The organism is Pseudoxanthomonas sp. SGNA-20, from assembly GCF_003931635.1.
Lineage (GTDB): Bacteria > Pseudomonadota > Gammaproteobacteria > Xanthomonadales > Xanthomonadaceae > Pseudoxanthomonas.
On record NZ_RRYK01000005.1, the window covers coordinates 168,841 to 189,647 of the forward strand.

Sequence of the window (20,807 nt, forward strand, 5' to 3'; positions counted from 1 at the left end):
TTCCTGGCGGCGGCAAGCGCCGCGGGAGGCGGGCGGGGCCTGCGTTCAGGCCCGTGCGGCAGGCGGCCGTGGCCGCCCGCCGCGGCGGCTTCAGGCCGCCAGGGTCTTGTCGATCATCTGGGTCAGCTGGCCCTTGCCGACCGCGCCGACCTGGGTCGCCTGGACCTGGCCGTCCTTGAACAGCAGCAGCATCGGGATCGAGCGCACGTGGTACTTGATCGCCGTGGCCCGGTTCTGGTCGATGTTGACCTTGGCCACCTTCATGCGGCCCTCGTAGGCCTCGGCGAGCTCGTCGATGATCGGCGAGATCATCTTGCACGGGCCGCACCATTCGGCCCAGAAGTCCACCAGGACCGGTTCCTGGGATTGCAGCACGGCGCTGTCGAAATCGGCATCGCCGATATGCATCACCTTGTCGTTCACTTGGGTCTCCGTGGGATTGCGGATGCCCTCCACGCAGGGCGGGGGGCTGCTTGGGTTAAACTGGGGCGTTCCGCGGAGATGTCAAGTGGGCTACACCGTCCCACCGACGGCCGCGCGGCCCGGCGCCGGCGCAGTGTGCGGCGGCCGGGAACGTATTTGCAAGGCCGCCAAAGGCCGCCTGTCCGGCCACGCTGGGCCAGGCCACATGAAGACTGGATGATGAGCGACAAGCCGCTGACCGATGTAACGTTTTCCTCCTTCGACCTGCATCCGGAGCTGCTCGCCGGGCTCGAGTCGGCAGGCTTCACCCGCTGCACCCCGATCCAGGCGCTGACCCTGCCGGTCGCCCTGGCCGGGCGCGACGTCGCCGGCCAGGCCCAGACCGGCACCGGCAAGACCCTGGCCTTCCTGGTCGCGGTGATGAACCGCCTGCTGACCCGCCCGGCCCTGGCCGAGCGCAAGCCGGAGGATCCGCGCGCGCTGATCCTGGCCCCGACCCGCGAGCTGGCGATCCAGATCCACAAGGACGCGGTCAAGTTCGGCTCGCACCTGGGCCTGCGCTTCGCCCTGGTCTACGGCGGCGTGGACTACGACAAGCAGCGTGAGCTGCTGCAGCAGGGCGTGGACGTGATCATCGCCACCCCCGGCCGCCTGATCGACTACGTCAAGCAGCACAAGGTGGTGTCCCTGCATGCCTGCGAGGTGTGCGTGCTGGACGAGGCCGACCGCATGTTCGACCTCGGCTTCATCAAGGACATCCGCTTCCTGCTGCGGCGCATGCCGGTGCGCACCGAGCGCCAGACCCTGCTGTTCTCGGCCACCCTCAGCCACCGCGTGCTGGAGCTGGCCTACGAGCACATGAACGAGCCGGAGAAGCTGGTGGTGGAGGCCGAGACGGTCACCGCCGCGCGCGTGCGCCAGAAGCTCTACTACCCGGCCGACGAGGAGAAGCTGCCGCTGCTGCTGGGCCTGCTGTCGCGCAGCGAGGGCGCCCGCACCATGGTGTTCGTCAACACCAAGGTGTACGTCGAGCGCGTGGCCCGTGCCCTGGAGAAGGCCGGCTACCGCGTGGGCGTGCTGTCCGGCGACGTGCCGCAGAAGAAGCGCGAGACCCTGCTCAACCGCTTCCAGAAGGGCCAGCTGGAGATCCTGGTGGCCACCGACGTGGCCGCCCGCGGCCTGCACATCGACGGCATCAAGTACGTCTACAACTACGACCTGCCGTTCGACGCCGAGGACTACGTCCACCGCATCGGCCGCACCGCGCGCCTGGGCGAGGAGGGCGACGCGATCAGCTTCGCCTGCGAGCGCTACGCGATGAGCCTGCCGGACATCGAGGCCTACATCGAGCAGAAGATCCCGTCCGAGCCGGTCACCCCGGAGCTGCTGACCCCGCTGCCGCGCCCGGAGCGCGTGCGTCCGGAAGGCGAGTCCGCGGAAGAGGGCGAGGAGGAGAGCATCGGCCAGATCTTCCGCGAGGCGCGCGAGCAGCGCGCCGCCGACGAGGAGCGCCGCGGTGGCGGCCGTTCGCGCGCCGGCCTTGGCGGCGCCGGCGCTGGCCGCAGCGGTGGCGAGCGCCGCGAGGGCGGCGAGCGTCGTCCGCGCCGCAAGCCGCAGGTCGAGGCCGCTGCTCCCGCCGCCGCTGGCGAGGCCCAGGCGGCCGCGCCGGAGCGCGCGCCGCGCCAGCAGCCGCCGGTCGAGGGCAACGAGGTCCCGGCCGTGGCCGGCGAGGGCGAGCGCGCCCCGCGCAAGCGCCGTCGCCGCCGTCGCGGCAAGCCGGTCGACGGTGCGGTGCAGGCCGGCGACCAGGCCAATCCGTCCGCGGTGCCGGCGATCCGCCAGTCGGCCCCGTCGGTACGTGGTCCCGTGCCGGCCCAGGAGCCCAAGCGCGAGTCCCTGCTGGGCCGCATCGGCCGCAAGCTGCGTTCGCTGGTCGGCGGCTGATCCGTCGCCCCGCGTGGGCGGCGCTTCGCTGCATCCCGTATCCCCGGTCGTGGCCGCCACGTCCGGGGATACGTGCGTCTGGAGCCACGATTCCTGCCGGCCGTCGCCGTCGCGGTCGCTTCGCCGTGCGCGCCCCCGCATAATCGCGGCATGACCGTCCTGCGATTCGAAAACGTCAGCAAGCAGTACCCCGGGGGGCACCAGGCGCTGGTCGATGTCAGCTTCGGCGTGGACGAGGGTGAGATGCTGTTCGTCACCGGCCATTCCGGCGCCGGCAAGAGCACCCTGCTCAAGCTCATCCACCTGTCCGAACGCCCCACCCGCGGCGCGGTGCTGCTGGGCGAGCGCAACCTGCAGCGCGTGCGTGGCGGCAAGGTCGCCCTGCACCGGCGCCAGGTCGGCGTGGTCTACCAGGACCACCGCCTGCTGACCGACCGCACCGTCGGCGAGAACGTGGCCCTGCCGCTGATCCTGCGCGGCACCCGCCGCGCCGAGATCGGCAAGCGGGTGCGCTCGGTGCTCGAACGCATGGGCCTGGGCCACCGCGAGAAGGCGTTGCCGACCCAGCTGTCGGCCGGCGAGCAGCAGCGCGTGGGCATCGCCCGGGCGATCATCGCCGAGCCCCCGCTGCTGGTGGCCGACGAACCGACCGGCAACCTCGACCCGACCCTCGCCGCGGAGATCATGGCCCTGTTCGCCGGGCTGCCCGAGCGCGGCACCAGCGTGCTGGTGGTCAGCCACGACCTGGCCCTGCTCAAGCGCATGCGCAAGCGGGTGCTGGTGCTGGACCACGGTCGCCTGGTCGACGACATCTCGCCGAAGGACCTGGCCGAATGAGCACCGCGAAGAAGGCGACCGCCCCCTCCGCGCCCTCGCGCCTGCGCGTGTGGTTCGACCAGCACCTGCACAGCCTGGCCTTCAGCGCCGGCCGCGCCGCGGGCAAGCCCTGGGCGACCCTGCTGACCGTGGCGGTCATGGGCCTGGCCCTGGCCCTGCCGCTGGGCCTGTCGATCGTGATGGACAACCTGCGCCACTTCGCCGGCAGCGTGCAGCAGTCGCGCGAGATCAACGTGTTCCTGAAGCAGGACGTGGCCATGCCGGCGGCGTCCATGCTGGCCGGGCAGCTGCGCGGCCGCGCCGGGGTGGCCGCGGTCGAGTTGCGCAGCCCCGAGCAGGGCCTGGCCGAGCTGCGCGAAGCCGGCCTGGGCGAGGCGATCGACGCGCTGGGCGACAACCCGCTGCCGGCGCTGCTGGTGGTCACCCCCGCCGCGGAGGCCGACGAGGCCCGGCTGGCGGCCGAGCTGGAGGCGCTGCCGCAGGCCGACCTGGTGCAGCACGACGCGCTCTGGCGGCAGCGCCTGGATGCCTGGCTGCGCTTCGGCCAGCGCGTGGTCCAGGTGCTGTCGGTGCTGCTGGGCCTGGGCGCGCTGCTGGTGGTCGGCAACACCGTGCGCCTGGACATCCAGTCGCGGCGCGAGGAGATCGGCGTGCTGCAGCTGCTGGGCGCCAGCGACGGCTTCATCCGCCGCCCGTTCCTGTACCTGGGCGCCTGGTACGGCCTGGGCGCCGGGGTGCTCGCGCTGGGCCTGATCGCCGCCGCCGGCGCCGCCCTGGGCGGGCCGCTGGCCGCGCTCAGCCAGAGCTACGGCAGCCGTTTCGCGCTGCAGGGACTGGATGCCTTCCACTCCGCGATGGTATTGGTGGGCACCGTCCTGCTGGGGTGGCTGGGGGCCTGGGCGGTCACCGGCCATTTCCTGCGCCAGACCCGTCCCACGGAGACCTGATGGCCTCGCACGACCTGAAATACCTGATCCGCGACAACCCCAGGGTGATGGTCGCCGATGGTTCCAAGCTGGTACGCAAGCTGATCGCCGACGTGCTGGTGCGCGAACTGCCGGGCGTTGAAGTGGTGGGCTGTTCCAGCATCGAGGAGGCGCGCGAGGCGCTGGAGGCCGGCCCGGTCGACCTGGTGACCACCGCGCTGTCGCTGCCGGACGGCGACGGCATGGAGCTGGCGCGCAGCGTGCGCGCCGCGGCCCAGGCCTACGTGCCGATCATCGTCGTCTCCGGCGACGCCCAGCAGCACCTGGTCGAGCGCCGCTTCACCGAATACGTCACCGACTACTTCGACAAGTCGCTGGGCCACGAGGCCCTGGTCGAGTTCATCCGCGGCTACGTGCAGCCGCAGCCGATCGCCGGCGCGCGCGTGCTCTACATCGAGGACAGCCGGGTGGTGGCCGAGGCCACCAAGCGCATGCTCGAGCGCCAGCAGCTGGAGGTGGTGCACGTGCTCACCGCCGAGGAGGCGTTCGCGCTGCTGACCGCCGAGTCGCTGGGCCGGGTGCCGCGCATCGACCTGGTGCTGACCGACGTGACCCTCAAGGGCGAGCTGAGCGGCCGCGACGTGGTCGAGCGCATCCGCATCGACTTCGACTACGGCAAGCGCCGCCTGCCGGTGCTGGTCATGACCGGCGATGCCAACCGCCACAACCAGTCCGAGCTGCTGCGCGCCGGCGCCAACGACCTGGTGCAGAAGCCGATCGAGGAACGCCTGCTGGTCACCAAGGTGCTGTTCCAGCTGCGCCTGGCGCGGCTGGAAGACCGCTAGCGGCGCGCCGCGCGGCAGGAGATGCAGTCCCCCATGGCCGACGAACCCGTCATCCGCCTCGAGCCGTCCTGGAAGGCGCGCATCGGCGACTGGCTGCTGCGCCCGGAGATGCGCGAGCTGTCGGCGTTCCTGCGCCAGCGCAAGGCCGCCGGGGTGCAGGTGTATCCGCCCGGGCCACGCCTGTTCGCCGCGTTCGACGCCACCCCGTTCGACCAGGTCAAGGTGGTGATCCTGGGCCAGGATCCGTACCACGGCCCGGGCCAGGCCCATGGCCTGTGCTTCTCGGTGCTGCCGGGGGTGCCGGTGCCGCCGTCGCTGGAGAACATCTTCAAGGAGATCGGCGACGAGCTGGGGCTGCCGCGCCCGGACCACGGCTGCCTGCTGCCCTGGGCGCGGCGCGGGGTGCTGCTGCTCAACGCCGTGCTGTCGGTGGAACAGGGCCGTGCCGGCTCGCACCAGGGCAAGGGCTGGGAAGGCTTCACCGACCACGCCATCGAGACCCTGGCGCGCGAGCGCGAGGGCCTGGTGTTCATGCTCTGGGGCAGCTACGCCCAGGCCAAGGGCCGGATCATCGATTCCCGCCGGCACCGGGTGCTGAAGGCCCCGCACCCCTCGCCGCTGTCGGCCTATCGCGGCTTCTTCGGCTGCGGCCACTTCGCCGCGGCCAACGAGTATCTGGTCCGCCGCGGCCAGGCACCGGTGGACTGGTCGCTGCCGCCGCGGGCCGAGGTCGAGGTCATGCTGCGGGCCGAAAAGTCATCGGTAGAACAATAAGTATTCCATTGGCGGGTTTATCCCGCCGGTGAAAGCAATCATGCTGGCCGCCATCCGGAGCCCCGCTTTCCCCGCGGGGCATCCCCACGAGGCCGCCATGCACCATCTATACGCACTGCTCGCGCGCATCGCCCTGGCCCTGGTGCTGGGCGGCGAGGCCTGGGCCATGCTGGCCGATGCCGGCGCCCTGGCGGGGCTGGCCGGCCTGGCTGCCGCCTTGGCGCTGCTGGCCGGCGCCTGGACCCGGCCGGCGGCGCTGGCGCTGGCCGTCCTCGTGCTGGCGCCGGCCCTGGGCGTGCCCGCCCCGGGCGAACCGCAACAGGTGATCGAGCTGGCGCGCAGCCTGTTCCTGGGCGGCGGCCTGGTGCTGCTGGCGGCGCACGGCGCCGGCGATTTCAGCTTCGATGCCTGGCGCCGCGCCCGCGCCAGCCAGGCCCATCCTTCCCGCCTGCACCCCGGAGGTGCCCATTGATCACCCTGCGCCCGGCCCGCGAACGCGGCCACGCCAACCACGGTTGGCTGGACTCCTGGCACAGCTTCTCCTTCGCCGGCTATTTCGACCCCGAGCACGTGCACTGGGGCCCGCTGCGGGTGATCAACGAGGACCGGGTCGCCGGCGGCCAGGGCTTCGGCACCCACGGCCACCGCGACATGGAGATCATCAGCTACGTGCTGGAGGGCGCGCTGGCGCATCGCGACTCGATGGGCAACGTCGAGCGCATCCTCCCGGGCGAGGTCCAGCGCATGAGCGCCGGCACCAGGGTCACCCACTCCGAGTTCAACCCGGACCCGGAGCGGACCACCCACTTCCTGCAGATCTGGATCCTGCCCGAGCGCACCGGGATCGCCCCCGGCTACGAGCAGAAGCGCTTCGCCCCGGAGGAGAAGCGTGGCCGCCTGCGCCTGCTGGTGTCCCCGGACGGGGCCGAAGGCTCGCTGCGCATGCACCAGGACGCGCGCCTGTACGCGGGCCTGTTCGACGGCGCCGAGCAGGCGCGGCTGGCCCTGGCCCCCGGGCGGCTGGCCTACGTCCACCTGCTTCGCGGCGCCGCCACCGTCAATGGCCAGCGCCTGGCCGCCGGCGACGCCCTGCGCTACCGCGACGAGGCGGAGGTCCGGATCGAGGCCGGCGAGGGCGCCGAGGTCCTGGTGTTCGACCTGCCACCGCTGCCGTCGGAGTGAGACCGGGGTCGCATCCGGGGAACTCACGGCCCCGTGGCGGAGTCTGGGGCATGCTTCCCGGCTCGTCCAAGTGCCTGTTTTCCTTGCGATTCGCTGAACGGAATCGTTCCACCACCGCAATGCTGGGGAACCAGTCCCGGCGTTAGCAGTCCAACCCCCCGATTGCTAAGATGCCTGCCATGACCCAGACCATCCGTTCCACCGCGCTCGTCGCCAACAACCTGCCGGTTCCCAGCCCGCTCGGCTCGCTCGACGCCTACATCAGCGCCGTGCACCAGATCCCGGTGCTGAGCGTGGAGCAGGAACAGGCGCTGGCGCGCCGCTACCGCGACCAGAACGACCTGGATGCCGCGCGCGAACTGGTGCATTCGCACCTGCGCTTCGTGGTGCACGTTGCCCGCGGCTACAACGGCTATGGCCTGCAGCTGGGCGACCTGATCCAGGAAGGCAACATCGGCCTGATGAAGGCGGTCAAGCGCTTCGACCCCGACCTGGGCGTGCGCCTGGTCAGCTTCGCCGTGCACTGGATCCGCGCCGAGATCCACGAGTTCATCCTCAAGAACTGGCGCATCGTGAAGGTCGCCACGACCAAGGCCCAGCGCAAGCTGTTCTTCAACCTGCGCAAGGCCAAGACCCGCCTGGGCTGGATGAACGCCGCCGAGGTCAGCGCGGTGGCGAAGGACCTCAACGTCTCCGAGCGCGAGGTGCTGGAGATGGAGGCGCGCCTGTCCGGCCGCGACATCGGCTTCGACGCACCCGTCGACGAGGACGAGGACCACGCCCTGCCGTCGCCGGCCGCCTACCTGGTGGCGCACGACGAGGATCCCTCGCAGGCCTACGAGCGCGAGGACAGCGAAGGCCACCAGCTGGAACTGCTGCGCGAGGGCCTGGCCAACCTCGACGCGCGTTCGCGCGACATCATCGCCCGCCGCTGGCTGGACGACGAGAACAAGGTGACCCTGCAGGAGCTGGCCGACGAGTACGGCGTGTCCGCCGAGCGCATCCGCCAGATCGAGGCCAACGCCATGAAGAAGATGCGCGCGCTGCTGGCGGCCTGAAGCCGCCAACCAGCGCGCCACGCCGACGGCCCGGGTTTCCCCGGGCCGTTTTGTTTGCGCGGCGCCGGCATGACACCGCCGCCGGCCGCTGCGATGCTTCCCCTGGATCCCGGGACCTGACACGCCGTGAGCCTGCTCCTGCTGCTGTTCGACCTGCTCGGCACCTTCGTGTTCGCCCTCAGCGGCGGCACCCTCGCGGTGCGCTACCGCCTGGACGTGTTCGGCGTGCTGGTGCTGTCCTGCGCCGCGGCGGTGTCCGGCGGCCTGGCGCGCGACGTGTTGATTGGCGCACAGCCACCGGCGGCGCTGGCCGACTGGCGCTACCTGGCCGTGGCGATGCTTGCCGGCGTGGTGACGTTCTACCGCCACCAGGCCATCGAGCGCATGCGCAACCCGGTGCAGGTGTTCGATGGCGCCGGCCTGGCCCTGTTCGCGGTGCTGGGTACCAGCAAGGCACTGGACTACGGGCTCTCGCCATTTGCCGCGACCCTGCTGGGCATGCTCAGCGGCATCGGCGGCGGCGTGGCCCGCGACGTGCTGGTGGCGCGCATCCCGGTGGTGCTCAAGGCCGAGCTGTACGCGGTGGCGGCCCTGGCCGGCGGCGGCGTGGTCGCGCTGGCCGATGTGTTCGACCTGCCGCGTACGCCGGCGATGGCGGTGGGCGCGCTGGTCTGCTTCGGCCTGCGCTACATGGCCATCCGCCACGGCTGGCATCTGCCGGCGGCGCACCTGCCCGACGACCGCGGCTGAGGAGGAACGCTACGGCGGCGGTGGCGCGCCGGGTTCGCCGCCAGGCTCGCGGCCGAGGATGATCCGCGCCGCGCGCTGGTGGCTCCAGTAGGCCCAGGCCCAGTTGAGCAGCACCACCAGGCGGTTGCGGAAGCCGATCAGGAAGAACACGTGCGCGGCCAGCCAGAACCACCAGGCCAGCACGCCCGACAGCCGCAGGCCGTGGATGTCGACTACCGCGGCCATGCGCCCGATCGTGGCCAGGTTGCCGAAGTCGCGGTAGCGGAACGGCCGCGCGGGCACGCCCTGCAGCCGCGCCTGGATCGCGCGGGCGACATGCCGGCCCATCTGCTTGGCCGCCGGCGCCACGCCCGGTACCGGCGAACCGTCGGCCTGTTTCACCGCGGCCAGGTCGCCGGCCACGAAGATCTCCGGATGGCCCGGTACCGACAGGTCCGGCCCGACCGGCACGCGCCCGGCGCGATCCAGCGGCACGCCCAGCGAGCGCGCCAGCGGCGAAGCGGCCACGCCGGCGGCCCAGACGATGGTGCGTGAACGCACGTAGGTGTCGCCCAGCCGGTAGCCGCCGGCGTCGATACCGGTCACCGGCACGCCGGTGCTGACTTCCACGCCCAGCTTCTCCAGCTGGCGCCGCGCCTTCTGCGAAAGCGCCTCGGGGAAAGAGGCGAGCACGCGCGGTCCGGCCTCGATCAGGCGCACGCGCGCGCTGGCCGGATCGATGTTGCGGAACTGGTCGCGCAGGGTATGGCGCGCGATCTCGGCCAGGGTGCCGGCCAGCTCCACCCCGGTCGGCCCTCCGCCGACGATGGCGAATTCCAGCCAGGCCGCGCGCTCGGCCGGATCGTCGCAGGCCTCGGCGCGCTCGAACGCCAGCAGCAGCTTGCGCCGCAGTTCCAGCGCATCGTCCAGCGACTTCAGGCCCGGCGCGTGCCTGGCCCACTGTTCGTTGCCGAAGTAGGCGTGGGTCGCGCCGGTGGCCAGCAGCAGGTAGTCGTATTGCAACCGGGTTCCATCGGCGAGGGCGACGCAGCGCGCCTGCGGATCGATCGCGTTGGCCTCGGCCAGGCGGATCTCCACGTTGCGCTGGCGGCGCAGGATATGGCGCAGCGGCGCGGCGATATCCGGTGCCGAGAGTCCCGCCGTCGCCACCTGGTACAGCAGCGGCTGGAACAGGTGGTGGTTGCTGCGGTCGACCAGGGTGATGCGCAGCGGCGCCCGGGCCAGCGCGCGGGTGGCCCAGAGCCCGGCGAAGCCGCCTCCGATCACGACCAGATGGGGGCGATCGGGAGGGGCTGCGCTCATGGGGGCTCCGGTGGGGTGGGCCGTCAGGCGGGATCCTGGTCGATGCGCGAATGCCGCCGGGTGTCGGGCATCCACAGGTACACCAGCAGCGAGCATGCAATGCAGGCGGTGACGTACCAGTAGAAGCCGCGCTCGATGCCGTGCTGCTTGAACCACAGGGCGATGTATTCGGCGCTGCCGCCGAAGATCGCCACGGTCAGCGCGTAGGGCAGGCCCACGCCCAGGGCGCGGACCTCCACCGGGAACAGCTCGGCCTTCACCACCGCATTGATCGCGGTGTAGCCGCTGACCACCGCCAGCGCCAGCAGTACCAGCCAGAACGCCTCGCCGGCGGTCTGCACCGTCTGCAGGCGGTCGAGGATCGGCACGGTGAGCAGGGTGCCGAGCACGCCGAAGGCGATCAGCACCGGGCGCCGGCCGATGCGGTCGGACAGCGCGCCCACCAGCGGCTGCAGCAGCATGTACACGAACAGCGTGCCGGCGTTGACCCGCGCCGCGCTCTGGCTGGAAAGCCCGGCGCTGTTGACCAGGAACTTGTGCACGTAGGTCGTGTACGTATAGAAGGCCAGGGTGCCGCCCATGGTCAGGCCGACCACGCTCAGCAGCGCACGCGGGTGCCGCAGCAGCAGGCGCAGCGTGCCCTGGCGGCGCTGGTGCGCCGGCGAGCCGTCGGCCTCGCTGCGCACGAACGACTCGGTCTCGAGCATGGTCCGCCGCAGCCATAGCGCCGCCAGCGCGGCCAGGGCACCGATCGCGAACGGGATGCGCCAGCCCCAGGCGCGCAGCTGCTCCGCGTCGAGCAGCTGCTGCAGGGAAAGCAGCACGCCCAGTGCCAGCAGGTGGCCCAGCACCAGGGTCACGTACTGGAAGCTGGACCAGAAGCCGCGGTGCTCGCGGCTGGCCATCTCGCTGAGGTAGGTGGCCGAGGTGCCATACTCGCCGCCGACCGAAAGGCCCTGAAGCAGCCGCGCCAGCACCAGCAGCACCGGCGCGGCGATGCCGATGCTGGCGTAGCCGGGGGTCAGCGCGATCAGCAGCGATCCGCTGCACATCATCCATACCGAAAGCAGCAGCGCGGCCTTGCGCCCGTGGCGGTCGGCGTAGCGTCCCAGCAGCCAGCCGCCCAGCGGCCGCATCAGGAAGCCGACCGCGAAGATCGCCGCGGTCTTCAGCAGCTGGCTGGTGCGGTCGCCGCCGGGGAAGAACACCTCGGCGAAGTACAGCGAGAACGCCGCGTAGACGTACCAGTCGTACCACTCCACCAGGTTGCCGACCGAGCCGCTGAAGATGCTGCGCAGGCGCCGGGCGGGGGTGAGTTCGCGGGTCGCGGCCATGGGCGGATGATGGCACGGCGGGCGCCGCGTTGGCGGCGTGGCGATCCCCCCTGTGCCAGACTGCCGCCGGTCCACATCGAGGCGCCGCCATGGCCGAACCGGAAAAACGCATTGCCCTGCTGATCGACGCCGACAACGCGCCGGCCTCGAAGATCGACCTGGTCCTGGCCGAGGTGGCGCGCCACGGCGTGGCCAACGTGCGCCGCGCCTACGGCAACTGGAAGAGCCCCAACCTCAAAAGCTGGGAAGCGGTGCTGCACGAGTACGCGATCCGGCCGATCCAGCAGTTCGCCTATTCCAGCGGCAAGAACGCCTCGGACATGGCCATGGTGATCGACGCCATGGACCTGCTGTACGCGCGCAACCTCGACGGCTTCGCCATCGTCTCCAGCGATGCCGACTTCACCCCGCTGGTGATGCGCCTGCTGACCGACGGCATGAAGGTCTACGGCTTCGGCGAGAAGAAGACGCCGATGCCCTTCGTCAACGCCTGCTCAAAGTTCACCTACGTCGAGGCCCTGGGCACGCCGGCCGCCGACAACGGCCAGGCCAGCACCACCGCGCCGAAGGACCCGCAGGAACTGCGCAACGACGCGCGCCTGGTGCAGATGCTGCGCAGCGCGGTGGATGCCGGCAGTGGCGACGACGGCTGGACCCGGCTGGACGTGGTCGGCAGCCAGATCGGCAACCAGGCCTCGTTCGACCCGCGCAACTACGGCTACCGCAAGCTCTCGGACCTGGTGAAGGCCACCGGCCTGTTCGAGATGCGCGAGGAGGGCAAGACCCTGTGGGTGCGCGACAAGCCCCGCCGCCGGGCCCCGGCCCGGAAGAAGGCCGGCTGAGCCGGCGCCGCGCTCAGTACAGGTCCACCGGGTCCACGTCCAGCGACCAGCGTGCGCGACGCGCTTCCGGCAGCGCATACAGCGCCGGCAGCGCGGCATCCAGGCAGGCATGCAGGGCGCCGCGCCGCGCCGAGGACACCAGCAGCTGCATGCGGTAATGGCCGGCGCGGCGCGCCATCGGCGCGGTGATCGGACCGTGCAGCTCGACCTCCGGGGCCTTGCCGCCGGCGAACGCGGCGTCCTCCAGCACGTGCCGCGCCGCGCGCAGGAACGCGCTGGCGGCCTCGACCTGGCCGGCCTCGGCGCGCAGCATCGCCAGGTGCGCATAGGGCGGGAACGCCGCGGCCTCGCGCTGGACCAGCTCGGCCGCGGCGAAGGATTCGTAGCCGCCGTTGATCAGCGCGTGCAGCAGCGGATGGTCGGGGTGGTGGGTCTGCCACCACACCTCGCCGGGCTTGCGCGCACGGCCCGCGCGGCCGGCGACCTGCACCAGCAGCTGGGCCAGCTTCTCGCCGCCGCGGAAGTCGGAGGAGAACAGGCCCTCGTCCACGCCGACCACCACCACCCGGGTGAGGTTGGGCAGGTCGTGGCCCTTGGCCAGGATCTGGGTGCCGACCAGGATGCCGGGCTTGTCGCCCAGTTCGGCCAGCAGCTTCTGCAGGCCGTCGCGGCGCGCGGTGGTGCCGCGGTCGATGCGCAGCACCGGCCAGCCGGCGAAGCGTTCGGCCAGCAGCTCCTCCAGGCGCTCGGTGCCCACGCCCTGCGGCTGCAGCGCCAGGCTGGCGCAGTCCGGGCAGGCCAGCGGGCGCGACTGGCGGTGGCCGCAGTGGTGGCAGACCAGGCGCCCGCCGCCGGCGTGCACGGTCATTGGCGTGGACTGCACCTCGGTACTGCAGCGCGGGCAGTGCGCGCTCCAGCCGCAGTCGTGGCACAGCAGCACCGGGGCGTAGCCGCGACGGTTCTTGAATACCAGCACCTGGCCGCCGTCCTTGAGCGCGGCCTCGACCATCTGCAGGGTCTCCGGCGCCAGCCCGGCCTGCAGCGGGCGCTTGCGCACGTCGAGGATGCGCACGGCCGGCGGGCGCGCATCGCCGGCGCGGCGGCGCAGGCGCAGGTAGCCGTAGCGGCCGGCGCAGGCGTTGTGCAGGGTTTCCAGCGAGGGCGTGGCGCTGCCCAGCAGCACCGGCACGTCCAGTGCCTTGCCGCGCACCAGGGCGAAGTCGCGGGCGTGGTAGCGGATACCGTCCTGCTGCTTGTAGCTGCCGTCGTGTTCCTCGTCGACCACGATCAGCCCGGCCTCCGGCAGCGGGGTGAACACCGCCGAGCGGGTGCCGACGATCACCCGCGCCTCGCCGCGCCAGGCCGCCGCCCATACCCGCGCGCGCTCGCCATCGGCCAGGCCCGAGTGCAGCGCGTGCACCGGCACGCCCAGGCGGGCGCGGAAGCGGGCCAGGGTCTGCGGGGTCAGGCCGATTTCCGGGACCAGCACCAGCGCCTGGCGGCCGCGGGCCAGGCATTCGGCGATGGCGTGCAGGTAGACCTCGGTCTTGCCGCTGCCGGTCACGCCTTCCAGCAGCACCGGGCTGAAGCCGCGCGCGGCCCGCAGGGTGGAGATCGCCTCGGCCTGCTCGGGGTTGGGCTCCGGGCCGGGCTGCGGCGCCGGGGCCATGGCGCTGGCCGGTACCGCGACCCGTTCCACCAGGCCGCGCTTGAGCAGCCCGCGCGCGGCCTCGCGCCAGCCGTCGATCTCCAGTGCCAGGCGGTCCTCGTCCACCGGGCCGTCCTGCAGCAGGGCGGCCAGCCGTTGCGGGCGGGTGCCGCGGCGCAGGCCGGCACTGGCGGTGCGCCCGGCCTCGGTCAGCTGCCAGGCCCAGGCATGGGTGTCCGGCAGCGGCTCGCCGCTGCGCAGCGCGCTGGGCAGGGCGGTGGCCAGGACCTCCCCCAGCGGGGCATGGGTGTAGCGCGCCAGCCAGCGCAGGGAGTCCAGTAGCTCGCCCTGCAGCAGCGGCTCGGGGTCGAGCACGGCCAGGGCCTGGCGCAGGCCGTCGCCGACCTCGGCCGGCCCGACCGCGGCCACCACCCCGACCAGCTCGCGCTGGCCGAACGGCACCCGTACCCGCCGGCCCACGTCGCCGGCGCCGGCGACCGTTCCCGCCGGGGGCAGGTAGTCGAACAGGCGCGGCAGGGGTACCGGCAAGGCGACCCGGAGGCAGTCTGCCGTGGGAGCGGGGAGGGACATGGCGGAAGTCTAAGCGGCCGGGCCGGGTCCCGGTTTGCTGCCCTGCGGCGGATTGCTAGCGTTACCTTTCTAAAGGCCACGTAACTCACCGCCCTGACAGGGGAAACGCCGTTATCCACACGAGCTGTGGATAACCTTGTGCATGAGGCTCTGGCTTCACGCCGCAAATGCGGCCAGAACGGGCACTCGCTCAGGTTGGTCAAAAAAACGCCATCTGAAAAAGTGCTTGTAAATCATGGGTTTGGCCGTGGAACAAAGGTGAAGGTTTGCGGTGCGTCATATCGTCTTGACACGCAAGCCTGTGCGCGCTTGCGCTGTGCACAACCGATCCGGCGCAGGCCGCATAAACACTGGGGGGAGCGCCTGATCGGGCATCCGTCAAGGCGCCATGGCGCGGCCGGGGCGCATATCATCGCGGGCCTGTCGACGCTCCACGGGATCAGAATTGCACCCCCACACCGACGTACCGCCGGCGCTGGCCGCCTTTCTCCGGGGCAGCGAACGCCGCGCATGGGTGTTCCTGTGGCTGCAGGGCGGTGACCCGGACGCGGCCGACCACGCCCTGGCCGGTGCCAGCCGCACGTTTAAGGCCGAGGCCGGGCAGTTGCCGATGGCCGAGTGGCCCGCCCGCTTCTGGCGCTTGCTGGCGACCTGCCCGCTGGAAGCCGGCCCCGGCCACTGGCCGGGTGAACTGGAGGTGCTGGCCGGCCCGGCCCCGGCCGACCGCCGCGCCCTGCTGCTGCGCCTGGCCGGCGGCCTGGACGAGGAGCCGGCCGCCGACGCGCTGGGCATCCCGCTGGAGACCTATCGCGAGCGCCTGGCCGCGGCCTGCCCGCGCGATGCCGCCGGCGAGGTGGACGTGGCCGCCTGGCACCGCCTGGCCCAGGCCATCCAGCACGCCGCGCGCGAACTGCCGGAGAGCCGGCTGGAGCGCATCGCCGCCCTGCGCCAGACCGCGCTCGCCGGCGCGGGCAGCCCGGAGGCCCCGGCCGCCGCGTCGCCCGAGCGCCCGGCGCCGCGGCGTGCCCGGCGTCGGTCGCGGTGGTGGCCGGCGCTGCTGCTCGTGCTGCTGGCCCTGCTGGCCGGTGCCGCGCTGTGGTGGTGGCGACAGCCGGGATCGCCGTTGCCGCCGGCCGCGGACGCCGACGGCGGGCCCGCGGTGGATGACCTGCGGGTGCACGATCCCGGCCCGATCCTGGTCGAACCGCTGCCGGATCCCGGGCCGCCGGCGGTGCCGGCCGAGCCGATGCCGCGGCCGCTGGAGGAACTGCCGGCCGACCCGGTGGTCGCGGACCTGGCGCTGCTGGCCTGGTATGCCGCCGGTGCGCCGGAGTCGCGGATCGAGCGCGAGGAGGACGGGCTGGCGCCGGTGCAGGCGCCGACCGCGCCGGAAGGCGGGCCGCCGCCGCAGCAGGCCTGGGCCGGGCTGCCAGCGCACGAGCAGGCGCGGCTGCGCGAGGCCGGCGCGCGCTTCCTGTCCCTGCCGCCGGACGAGCAGCAGCGGCTGCGGCAACGCTTCGCCGCGCTGGACGGCATGGAACGCCGCGGCTGGCTGTTCGGCCCGGAGCTGGGCAACGACTGGCCGCGGCTGCAGCCGTGGCTGGGCTACGTGCCGGAGGAGGAACGCGCGCGGCTGCTGCAGGTCCTGCGCGGCATGGACGGGGCGCAGCGCGCGCAGCTGGCCGAGGTGCTGCGGCGGCAGTCCCCGGCCGGCCGGATCGAGCTGCGCCGCGAGTTGCTGGCGTTGCCGCCGGCGCGGAGCGGCTCCTGGCTGGAGGAGGCGGCGCGGCGCTGAGCGCTACAGCCGCACCAGGCTCAGCAGCAGCACCACGACCGCCGCCAACAGCATCATCACCGAGTAGACCGTGCCGATCGCGCCGAAGCGCAGCAGGGTCGCCACCCAGCCGTCGCCGTAGACCCGCTTCTGCATCAGCAGCAGGTAGGTCGGCATCCACAGCCACAGCGCCAGCGCGACCATGCCCATGCCGGCGGCCACCAGCGGCACGAAGGTGCTGGTCCAGTCCGCCAGCAGCGACAGCAGCATCTCCCCGAGCAGGGCCAGGCACAGGAAGGCGTGGCTGTAGAGCGCCACCACCAGGTGCTCCAGGTACACCCGGCCGCTGCCGAGGTAGGCCAGCTTCAGCAGCAGCGCGAACACCGGTACCAGCAGGAACAGCGCGGTGGGCACGCTGCCGAGGAAGGCGTTGGTCAGCAGGTCCGGATCATCCTGCAGGCGCTCGGCGTTGCGCGCCATGCGCGCGCCGATCCGCTCGATCCAGGTGCTTGGCTCGCGCCGGGTTCCGGCCTGCGGCGCGGCCTGGGCCGGGCGCGGCGCGGGCGTGCCGCCGAGCGCCCGCACCCGCGCGTCGGCCTGCGCGTGCAGCCCGGCGATGGTGCGGTCCATGCCGACCCGCGCCGGCTCCAGGTAGGGCGGCAGCGCCTCGCGCGCCTCCTCCAGGTCGGCCACGCGCTGGCTGCGGATGCGCTCGACTTCCTCCACCGTGGTGGCTTCCTCCAGCGAGCGGTCGATCGCCTCCATCGACAGGTTCGGGCCCTGGCCGTCCGGCTCGTCGCCCAGGTGGATCACCAGGCGGCCGACGAAGAAGGTCAGCACGCACAGCACCACGAACAGCCGCATCGGCGCCACGTAGGGCGCGCGCCGGCCCTGCAGGTAGTCCAGCGCCAGGCGCCCGGGCACCAGCAGCCGGCGCAGGGTCAGGAAAATGCGCCCGTCCAGGTGCCAGAACGATTCGAACACCTCCTCCACGGCATGGGCGAAGCTGCGCACCGGGTTGTGCGCGTGCTGGCCGCAGTGGTGGCAGTACTCGCCGTGGAGCTCGGTGGAACAGTTGGCGCAGGCGCGCGGATGGCCTTCGTGCACGGCGTGGTGGCGTGGCGTGGGGAGGGGTAACATAGCCAGCCCGCGGAGCCCGGTGCCAGTGCCCCCGGCACGACCGCAGCTTCCCCGCCGATCCCCCATGTCCGCATCCTCCCCGCCGGGGCGCCGCCTCGGCCCGGAGCTGCTCGCCACGATCACGCTCGCCCTGCCGCTGGTGCTGGGGCACGTGTCCACCGGCCTGATCAGCTTCGTCGACAACGTCATCGCCGGACGCCACGGCACCCTGACCCTGGCCTCGGTGACGGTCGGGACCGCCCTGCTGTGGCTGCCGATGATGGTGCCGATCGGGACCCTGATCGCGCTCACCGCCTCGGTCTCGCAGCTGGACGGCAGCGGCCGCCGCGACGCGATCGCGCCGCTGTTCCGCCAGGCGCTGTGGCTGGGCGCGGGCCTGGGACTGCTGATGTTCGCGTTCCTGAGCCTGGCGCCGCTGGCGCTGGCCGCGTTCGGCATCGCCCCGGAAATCGTGCCCGGCGCCACCGCCTTCGCCCATGCCATCCGCTGGGGCGTGCCGGCGCTGATCCTGTTCTTCTGCATGCGCTACCTCAGCGAGGGCCTGCACTGGACCCTGCCGACCATGGTCCTGGGCTTCGCCGGGCTGGGCGTGCTGGCGCCGCTGGGCTACGTGCTGACCTTCGGCCTCGGCCCGCTGCCGGAGATGGGGCCGGCCGGCCTGGGAGCGGCCTCGGCGGTGGTGATGTGGCTGCAGGCGCTGTGCTTTGCCGGTTACCTGGCGCGCTCGCGCCGGTTCGCGCCGCTGGGGCTGTTCGCGCGCTTCGATCCGCCGCGCTGGGCCGACATCCGCGGCCTGCTCGCCACCGGCCTGCCGATCGGCGTGACCGTGCTGATGGAAGGTGGCCTGTTCATCGCCACCGCGCTGCTGATCGCGCGCCTGGGCGAGGTGCCGGCGGCCGCGCACCAGATCGCGATCAACGTCTCGGCGCTGTGCTTCATGGTGCCGATGGGCCTGGCCGAGGCGACCACGGTGCGGGTGGGGCGCGCGCTGGGTGCCGGCGACCCGATGGGCGTGCGCCGCGCCGCGCGTGCCGGATACACCATCGTCCTGGCCACCCAGGCCTGCTCGGCGCTGGTGATGCTGCTGGGGCACGACGCGATCGTCGCCATCTACACCCGCGACGCGGCGGTGGCCGCCACCGCCTCGGTGCTGCTGCTGTACGCGGCCACCTTCCAGTTCCCGGACGGCGTGCAGGTGATGTCCGCCGGCGCCCTGCGCGGGCTGCGCGACACCCGCGTGCCGATGTTCCTTGCAATGGTCTCGTACTGGGGCATCGGCATGCCGCTGGGCGCCTGGCTGGGCCTGGGCCTGGGCCGCGGCCCGCAGGGCATGTGGACCGGCCTGATCCTGGGCCTGGCCGCCGCCGCGGTGCTGATGGGCTGGCGCCTGCACCACAGCCTGCGCCGCCTGCCGCCGCCGGTGGCCGCGCCCTCCGGCACGGTTACTTCAGGCGCATGAATACCCCCGGCGGCGCCGTTATGCTGTCCCCTAATCGCCACCGGACCGACGTCCCCTGCCGGAGCTCCCGATGATCCCACCCCCGCTGCCCCGCCCCCGCAACCCGATCGCCACGTTCTTCGTGGGGCTGTGGGACGTGATGAACTTCGTCCGGCGGCTGGTCCTCAACTTGCTGTTCTTCGGGCTGCTGTTCCTGTTCCTGCTGGTCTTCGTGGTCGCGGTGGGCCGCGGTGGCGGCGGCGCACAGCCGATGCAGGAGCGGACCACCCTGGTGCTGGCGCCGCAGGGGCGGCTGGTGGAGCAGTACACCACCGACCCGGTGAGCCGCGCGCTGGGCCGGGCCCTGGGCGGCCAGGACGCCGGCGAGGTGCAGCTGCGCGACCTGCTGCGGGCGATCGAGGCCGCGCGCGGGGACGACAAGATCGAGCGCGTGCTGCTGCGCCTGGACGGCCTGCAGCCGTCCGGCTACGCCTCGCTGCGCGAACTGGCCGCGGCGCTGGCCAGCCTGCGCGAGTCGGGCAAGCAGGTGGTGGCGTTCTCCGAGAACCTGGGCCAGGGCCAGTACCTGCTGGCGGCGCAGGCCGACGAGGTCTACCTGGACCCGATGGGCAGCCTGCTGCTGCAGGGCATCGGCCGCTACCGCCAGTACTTCCGCCAGGGCCTGCAGGACAAGCTGGGCGTGGACGTGCACCTGTTCCGCGTGGGCGAGTACAAGTCCGCGGCCGAGCCCTACGTCCTCGATGCCGCCTCGGCCGAGTCCAAGGAAGCGGACCTGTTCTGGATGAACGACATCTGGGGCCGCTACCTGGATGACGTGGCCGCGGCGCGCAAGCTCGACCGGGCCGAGCTGGCCGCGCAGATCGACCAGCTGGCCGCGGGCATCGAGGCGGCCGGTGGCGACGTCGCCCGCCACGCGCTGGAACTGAAGCTGGTCGACGGGTTGAAGACCCGCCAGGAAGTGCTGGACCTGCTGGCCGAGCGCGGCGTGGCCGACGAGGACGAGGACCTGGGCTTCCGCAACATCGGCCTGGGCGCCTACCTGCAGCACCTGGACCGCAAGGCCCTGCCGCTGGACAAGCGCCCGCAGGTGGCGGTGGTGGTGGCCGAGGGCGAAATCATCGGCGGCGACCAGCCGGCCGGCCGCATCGGCGGCGAATCCACTGCCGCGCTGCTGCGCCAGGCGCGCGAGGACGACGACGTCAAGGCCGTGGTCCTGCGGGTGGATTCGCCCGGTGGCGAGGTGTTCGCCTCCGAGCAGATCCGGCGCGAGGTCGCGCTGCTGAAGCAGGCCGGCAAGCCGGTGGTGGTGTCGATGGGCGACCTGGCCGCCTCCGGCGGCTACTGGATCAGCATGGACGCCGACCGCATCTACGCCGACCCGTCCACGATCACCGGCTCGATCGGCATCTTCGGCCTGGTGCCCAACTTCACCCGCACGCTGGACAAGATCGGCGTGCACACCGACGGCGTCGGCACCACCCGCTACGCCGGCGCGTTCGACGTCACCCGCCCGCTGGACCCGGACGTGGCGCGGGTGATCCAGGCGGTGATCGACAAGGGCTACGCCGACTTCATCGGCAAGGTCGCCGAGGCGCGCCAGCGCAAGGTCGAGGAAATCGATGCGGTGGCCCGCGGCCGGGTGTGGAGCGGCGCCCAGGCGCTGGAGCGCGGCCTGGTCGACGCGATGGGCGGGCTGTCGGACGCGGTCGCCGACGCCGCCACCCGCGCCGGGCTGGAGGATGGCAAGTTCCGCCTGCGCTACGTGGAGAAGGATCCCTCGCCGCTGGCGCAGTTCATGGCCGGCCTGGCCGGCAGCCGCCTGGCGGCCGCGCTGCTGGACGACAGCGCGCTGGCGCGCGCGCTGCTGGCGCGCACCATGCCGGAGGCCGAGGCGCAGCTGCGCTTCGTCGAGGAAGCCATGCGCGACCGCGACGGCGCGCCGGTGAAGTCGCTGGCCTACTGCTTCTGCGGCCTGTAG

General features: G+C 72.5%; 18 protein-coding genes. 13 read left to right on the forward strand and 5 right to left on the reverse strand.

Annotation, left to right across the window (positions count from 1 at the left end; genetic code table 11):
• Nucleotides 1–90 precede the first annotated feature (90 nt).
• On the reverse strand, nt 91–423 hold the full coding sequence (trxA, locus tag EIM48_RS10795) for a thioredoxin TrxA (protein WP_019397840.1): 333 nt from the start codon (nt 421–423) through the stop codon (nt 91–93).
• A 219-nt stretch (nt 424–642) separates the two neighbouring features.
• Here trxA and rhlB point away from each other — a divergent pair, with 219 nt between their 5' ends.
• The 9 genes from rhlB to EIM48_RS10840 all read left to right on the forward strand — a co-directional run bounded on the left by rhlB (nt 643) and on the right by EIM48_RS10840 (nt 8,739).
• Nucleotides 643–2,367, forward strand: coding sequence for an ATP-dependent RNA helicase RhlB (gene rhlB, locus EIM48_RS10800; RefSeq protein ID WP_125111640.1), 1,725 nt, complete (start codon nt 643–645; stop codon nt 2,365–2,367).
• A 150-nt stretch (nt 2,368–2,517) separates the two neighbouring features.
• On the forward strand, nt 2,518–3,204 hold the full coding sequence (ftsE, locus tag EIM48_RS10805; protein ID WP_028915177.1) for a cell division ATP-binding protein FtsE: 687 nt from the start codon (nt 2,518–2,520) through the stop codon (nt 3,202–3,204).
• Nucleotides 3,201–4,151, forward strand: a complete 951-nt coding sequence (ftsX, locus tag EIM48_RS10810) for a permease-like cell division protein FtsX (RefSeq protein ID WP_019397308.1) — start codon at nt 3,201–3,203, stop codon at nt 4,149–4,151. The genes ftsE and ftsX overlap by 4 nt, the downstream gene beginning before the upstream one ends.
• Nucleotides 4,151–4,975, forward strand: a complete 825-nt coding sequence (locus tag EIM48_RS10815; protein ID WP_019397307.1) for a response regulator — start codon at nt 4,151–4,153, stop codon at nt 4,973–4,975. The genes ftsX and EIM48_RS10815 overlap by 1 nt, the downstream gene beginning before the upstream one ends.
• Before the next feature lie 33 nt (nt 4,976–5,008).
• Nucleotides 5,009–5,749, forward strand: coding sequence for a uracil-DNA glycosylase (gene ung / locus EIM48_RS10820; RefSeq protein WP_019397306.1), 741 nt, complete (start codon nt 5,009–5,011; stop codon nt 5,747–5,749).
• Between the two features lie 97 nt (nt 5,750–5,846).
• Entirely contained in the window at nt 5,847–6,221 is a 375-nt protein-coding gene (locus EIM48_RS10825) for a hypothetical protein (RefSeq protein WP_019397305.1), read from the forward strand.
• Entirely contained in the window at nt 6,218–6,931 is a 714-nt protein-coding gene (locus tag EIM48_RS10830; RefSeq protein WP_125111641.1) for a pirin family protein, read from the forward strand. The genes EIM48_RS10825 and EIM48_RS10830 overlap by 4 nt, the downstream gene beginning before the upstream one ends.
• A 179-nt stretch (nt 6,932–7,110) precedes the next feature.
• Nucleotides 7,111–7,989, forward strand: coding sequence for an RNA polymerase sigma factor RpoH (gene rpoH / locus EIM48_RS10835; RefSeq protein WP_019397303.1), 879 nt, complete (start codon nt 7,111–7,113; stop codon nt 7,987–7,989).
• A gap of 126 nt (nt 7,990–8,115) precedes the next feature.
• Nucleotides 8,116–8,739: a trimeric intracellular cation channel family protein gene (locus tag EIM48_RS10840; RefSeq protein WP_019397302.1), complete on the forward strand. Its 624-nt coding sequence runs from the start codon at nt 8,116–8,118 to the stop codon at nt 8,737–8,739.
• A 9-nt stretch (nt 8,740–8,748) separates the two neighbouring features.
• Here the strand turns inward: EIM48_RS10840 and EIM48_RS10845 are convergent, their stop codons facing one another.
• Both EIM48_RS10845 and EIM48_RS10850 read right to left on the reverse strand, forming a co-directional pair.
• Entirely contained in the window at nt 8,749–10,041 is a 1,293-nt protein-coding gene (locus EIM48_RS10845) for an NAD(P)/FAD-dependent oxidoreductase (protein ID WP_026010226.1), read from the reverse strand.
• A 23-nt stretch (nt 10,042–10,064) separates the two neighbouring features.
• Nucleotides 10,065–11,375: an MFS transporter gene (locus tag EIM48_RS10850; RefSeq protein WP_125111642.1), complete on the reverse strand. Its 1,311-nt coding sequence runs from the start codon at nt 11,373–11,375 to the stop codon at nt 10,065–10,067.
• An 89-nt stretch (nt 11,376–11,464) separates the two neighbouring features.
• Between EIM48_RS10850 and EIM48_RS10855 the strand changes: the two genes are divergently transcribed.
• Complete coding sequence (locus EIM48_RS10855) at nt 11,465–12,217, forward strand: NYN domain-containing protein (RefSeq protein WP_019397299.1); 753 nt, start codon at nt 11,465–11,467, stop codon at nt 12,215–12,217.
• A 13-nt stretch (nt 12,218–12,230) separates the two neighbouring features.
• Here the strand turns inward: EIM48_RS10855 and EIM48_RS10860 are convergent, their stop codons facing one another.
• On the reverse strand, nt 12,231–14,456 hold the full coding sequence (locus EIM48_RS10860) for a primosomal protein N' (protein WP_026010225.1): 2,226 nt from the start codon (nt 14,454–14,456) through the stop codon (nt 12,231–12,233).
• A 445-nt stretch (nt 14,457–14,901) separates the two neighbouring features.
• On the opposite strand from EIM48_RS10860, the gene EIM48_RS15590 reads away from it, so the two are divergent.
• Entirely contained in the window at nt 14,902–16,251 is a 1,350-nt protein-coding gene (locus EIM48_RS15590) for a hypothetical protein (RefSeq protein WP_233581679.1), read from the forward strand.
• A gap of 3 nt (nt 16,252–16,254) precedes the next feature.
• On the opposite strand, the gene EIM48_RS15715 is transcribed toward EIM48_RS15590, so the two are convergent.
• On the reverse strand, nt 16,255–17,370 hold the full coding sequence (locus tag EIM48_RS15715; RefSeq protein ID WP_305000369.1) for a DUF3667 domain-containing protein: 1,116 nt from the start codon (nt 17,368–17,370) through the stop codon (nt 16,255–16,257).
• A 64-nt stretch (nt 17,371–17,434) separates the two neighbouring features.
• On the opposite strand from EIM48_RS15715, the gene EIM48_RS10875 reads away from it, so the two are divergent.
• The gene (locus tag EIM48_RS10875) at nt 17,435–18,829 is read left to right on the forward strand and encodes an MATE family efflux transporter (protein ID WP_019399003.1); all 1,395 of its coding nucleotides are present in this window, start codon (nt 17,435–17,437) and stop codon (nt 18,827–18,829) included.
• A 70-nt stretch (nt 18,830–18,899) separates the two neighbouring features.
• The gene (sppA, locus tag EIM48_RS10880; RefSeq protein WP_028915170.1) at nt 18,900–20,807 is read left to right on the forward strand and encodes a signal peptide peptidase SppA; all 1,908 of its coding nucleotides are present in this window, start codon (nt 18,900–18,902) and stop codon (nt 20,805–20,807) included.

Coding starts and splice junctions, on each gene's coding strand:
- rpoH (WP_019397303.1), top strand. CDS start 7,111: ATGACCCAGACCATCCGTTCCACCGCGCTCGTCGCCAACAACCTGCCG.
- EIM48_RS10815 (WP_019397307.1), top strand. CDS start 4,151: ATGGCCTCGCACGACCTGAAATACCTGATCCGCGACAACCCCAGGGTG.
- EIM48_RS15715 (WP_305000369.1), bottom strand. CDS start 17,370: ATGTTACCCCTCCCCACGCCACGCCACCACGCCGTGCACGAAGGCCAT.
- EIM48_RS10860 (WP_026010225.1), bottom strand. CDS start 14,456: ATGTCCCTCCCCGCTCCCACGGCAGACTGCCTCCGGGTCGCCTTGCCG.
- ung (WP_019397306.1), top strand. CDS start 5,009: ATGGCCGACGAACCCGTCATCCGCCTCGAGCCGTCCTGGAAGGCGCGC.
- ftsE (WP_028915177.1), top strand. CDS start 2,518: ATGACCGTCCTGCGATTCGAAAACGTCAGCAAGCAGTACCCCGGGGGG.
- EIM48_RS10850 (WP_125111642.1), bottom strand. CDS start 11,375: ATGGCCGCGACCCGCGAACTCACCCCCGCCCGGCGCCTGCGCAGCATC.
- rhlB (WP_125111640.1), top strand. CDS start 643: ATGAGCGACAAGCCGCTGACCGATGTAACGTTTTCCTCCTTCGACCTG.
- ftsX (WP_019397308.1), top strand. CDS start 3,201: ATGAGCACCGCGAAGAAGGCGACCGCCCCCTCCGCGCCCTCGCGCCTG.
- EIM48_RS10875 (WP_019399003.1), top strand. CDS start 17,435: ATGTCCGCATCCTCCCCGCCGGGGCGCCGCCTCGGCCCGGAGCTGCTC.
- sppA (WP_028915170.1), top strand. CDS start 18,900: ATGATCCCACCCCCGCTGCCCCGCCCCCGCAACCCGATCGCCACGTTC.
- EIM48_RS10855 (WP_019397299.1), top strand. CDS start 11,465: ATGGCCGAACCGGAAAAACGCATTGCCCTGCTGATCGACGCCGACAAC.
- EIM48_RS10825 (WP_019397305.1), top strand. CDS start 5,847: ATGCACCATCTATACGCACTGCTCGCGCGCATCGCCCTGGCCCTGGTG.
- EIM48_RS10845 (WP_026010226.1), bottom strand. CDS start 10,041: ATGAGCGCAGCCCCTCCCGATCGCCCCCATCTGGTCGTGATCGGAGGC.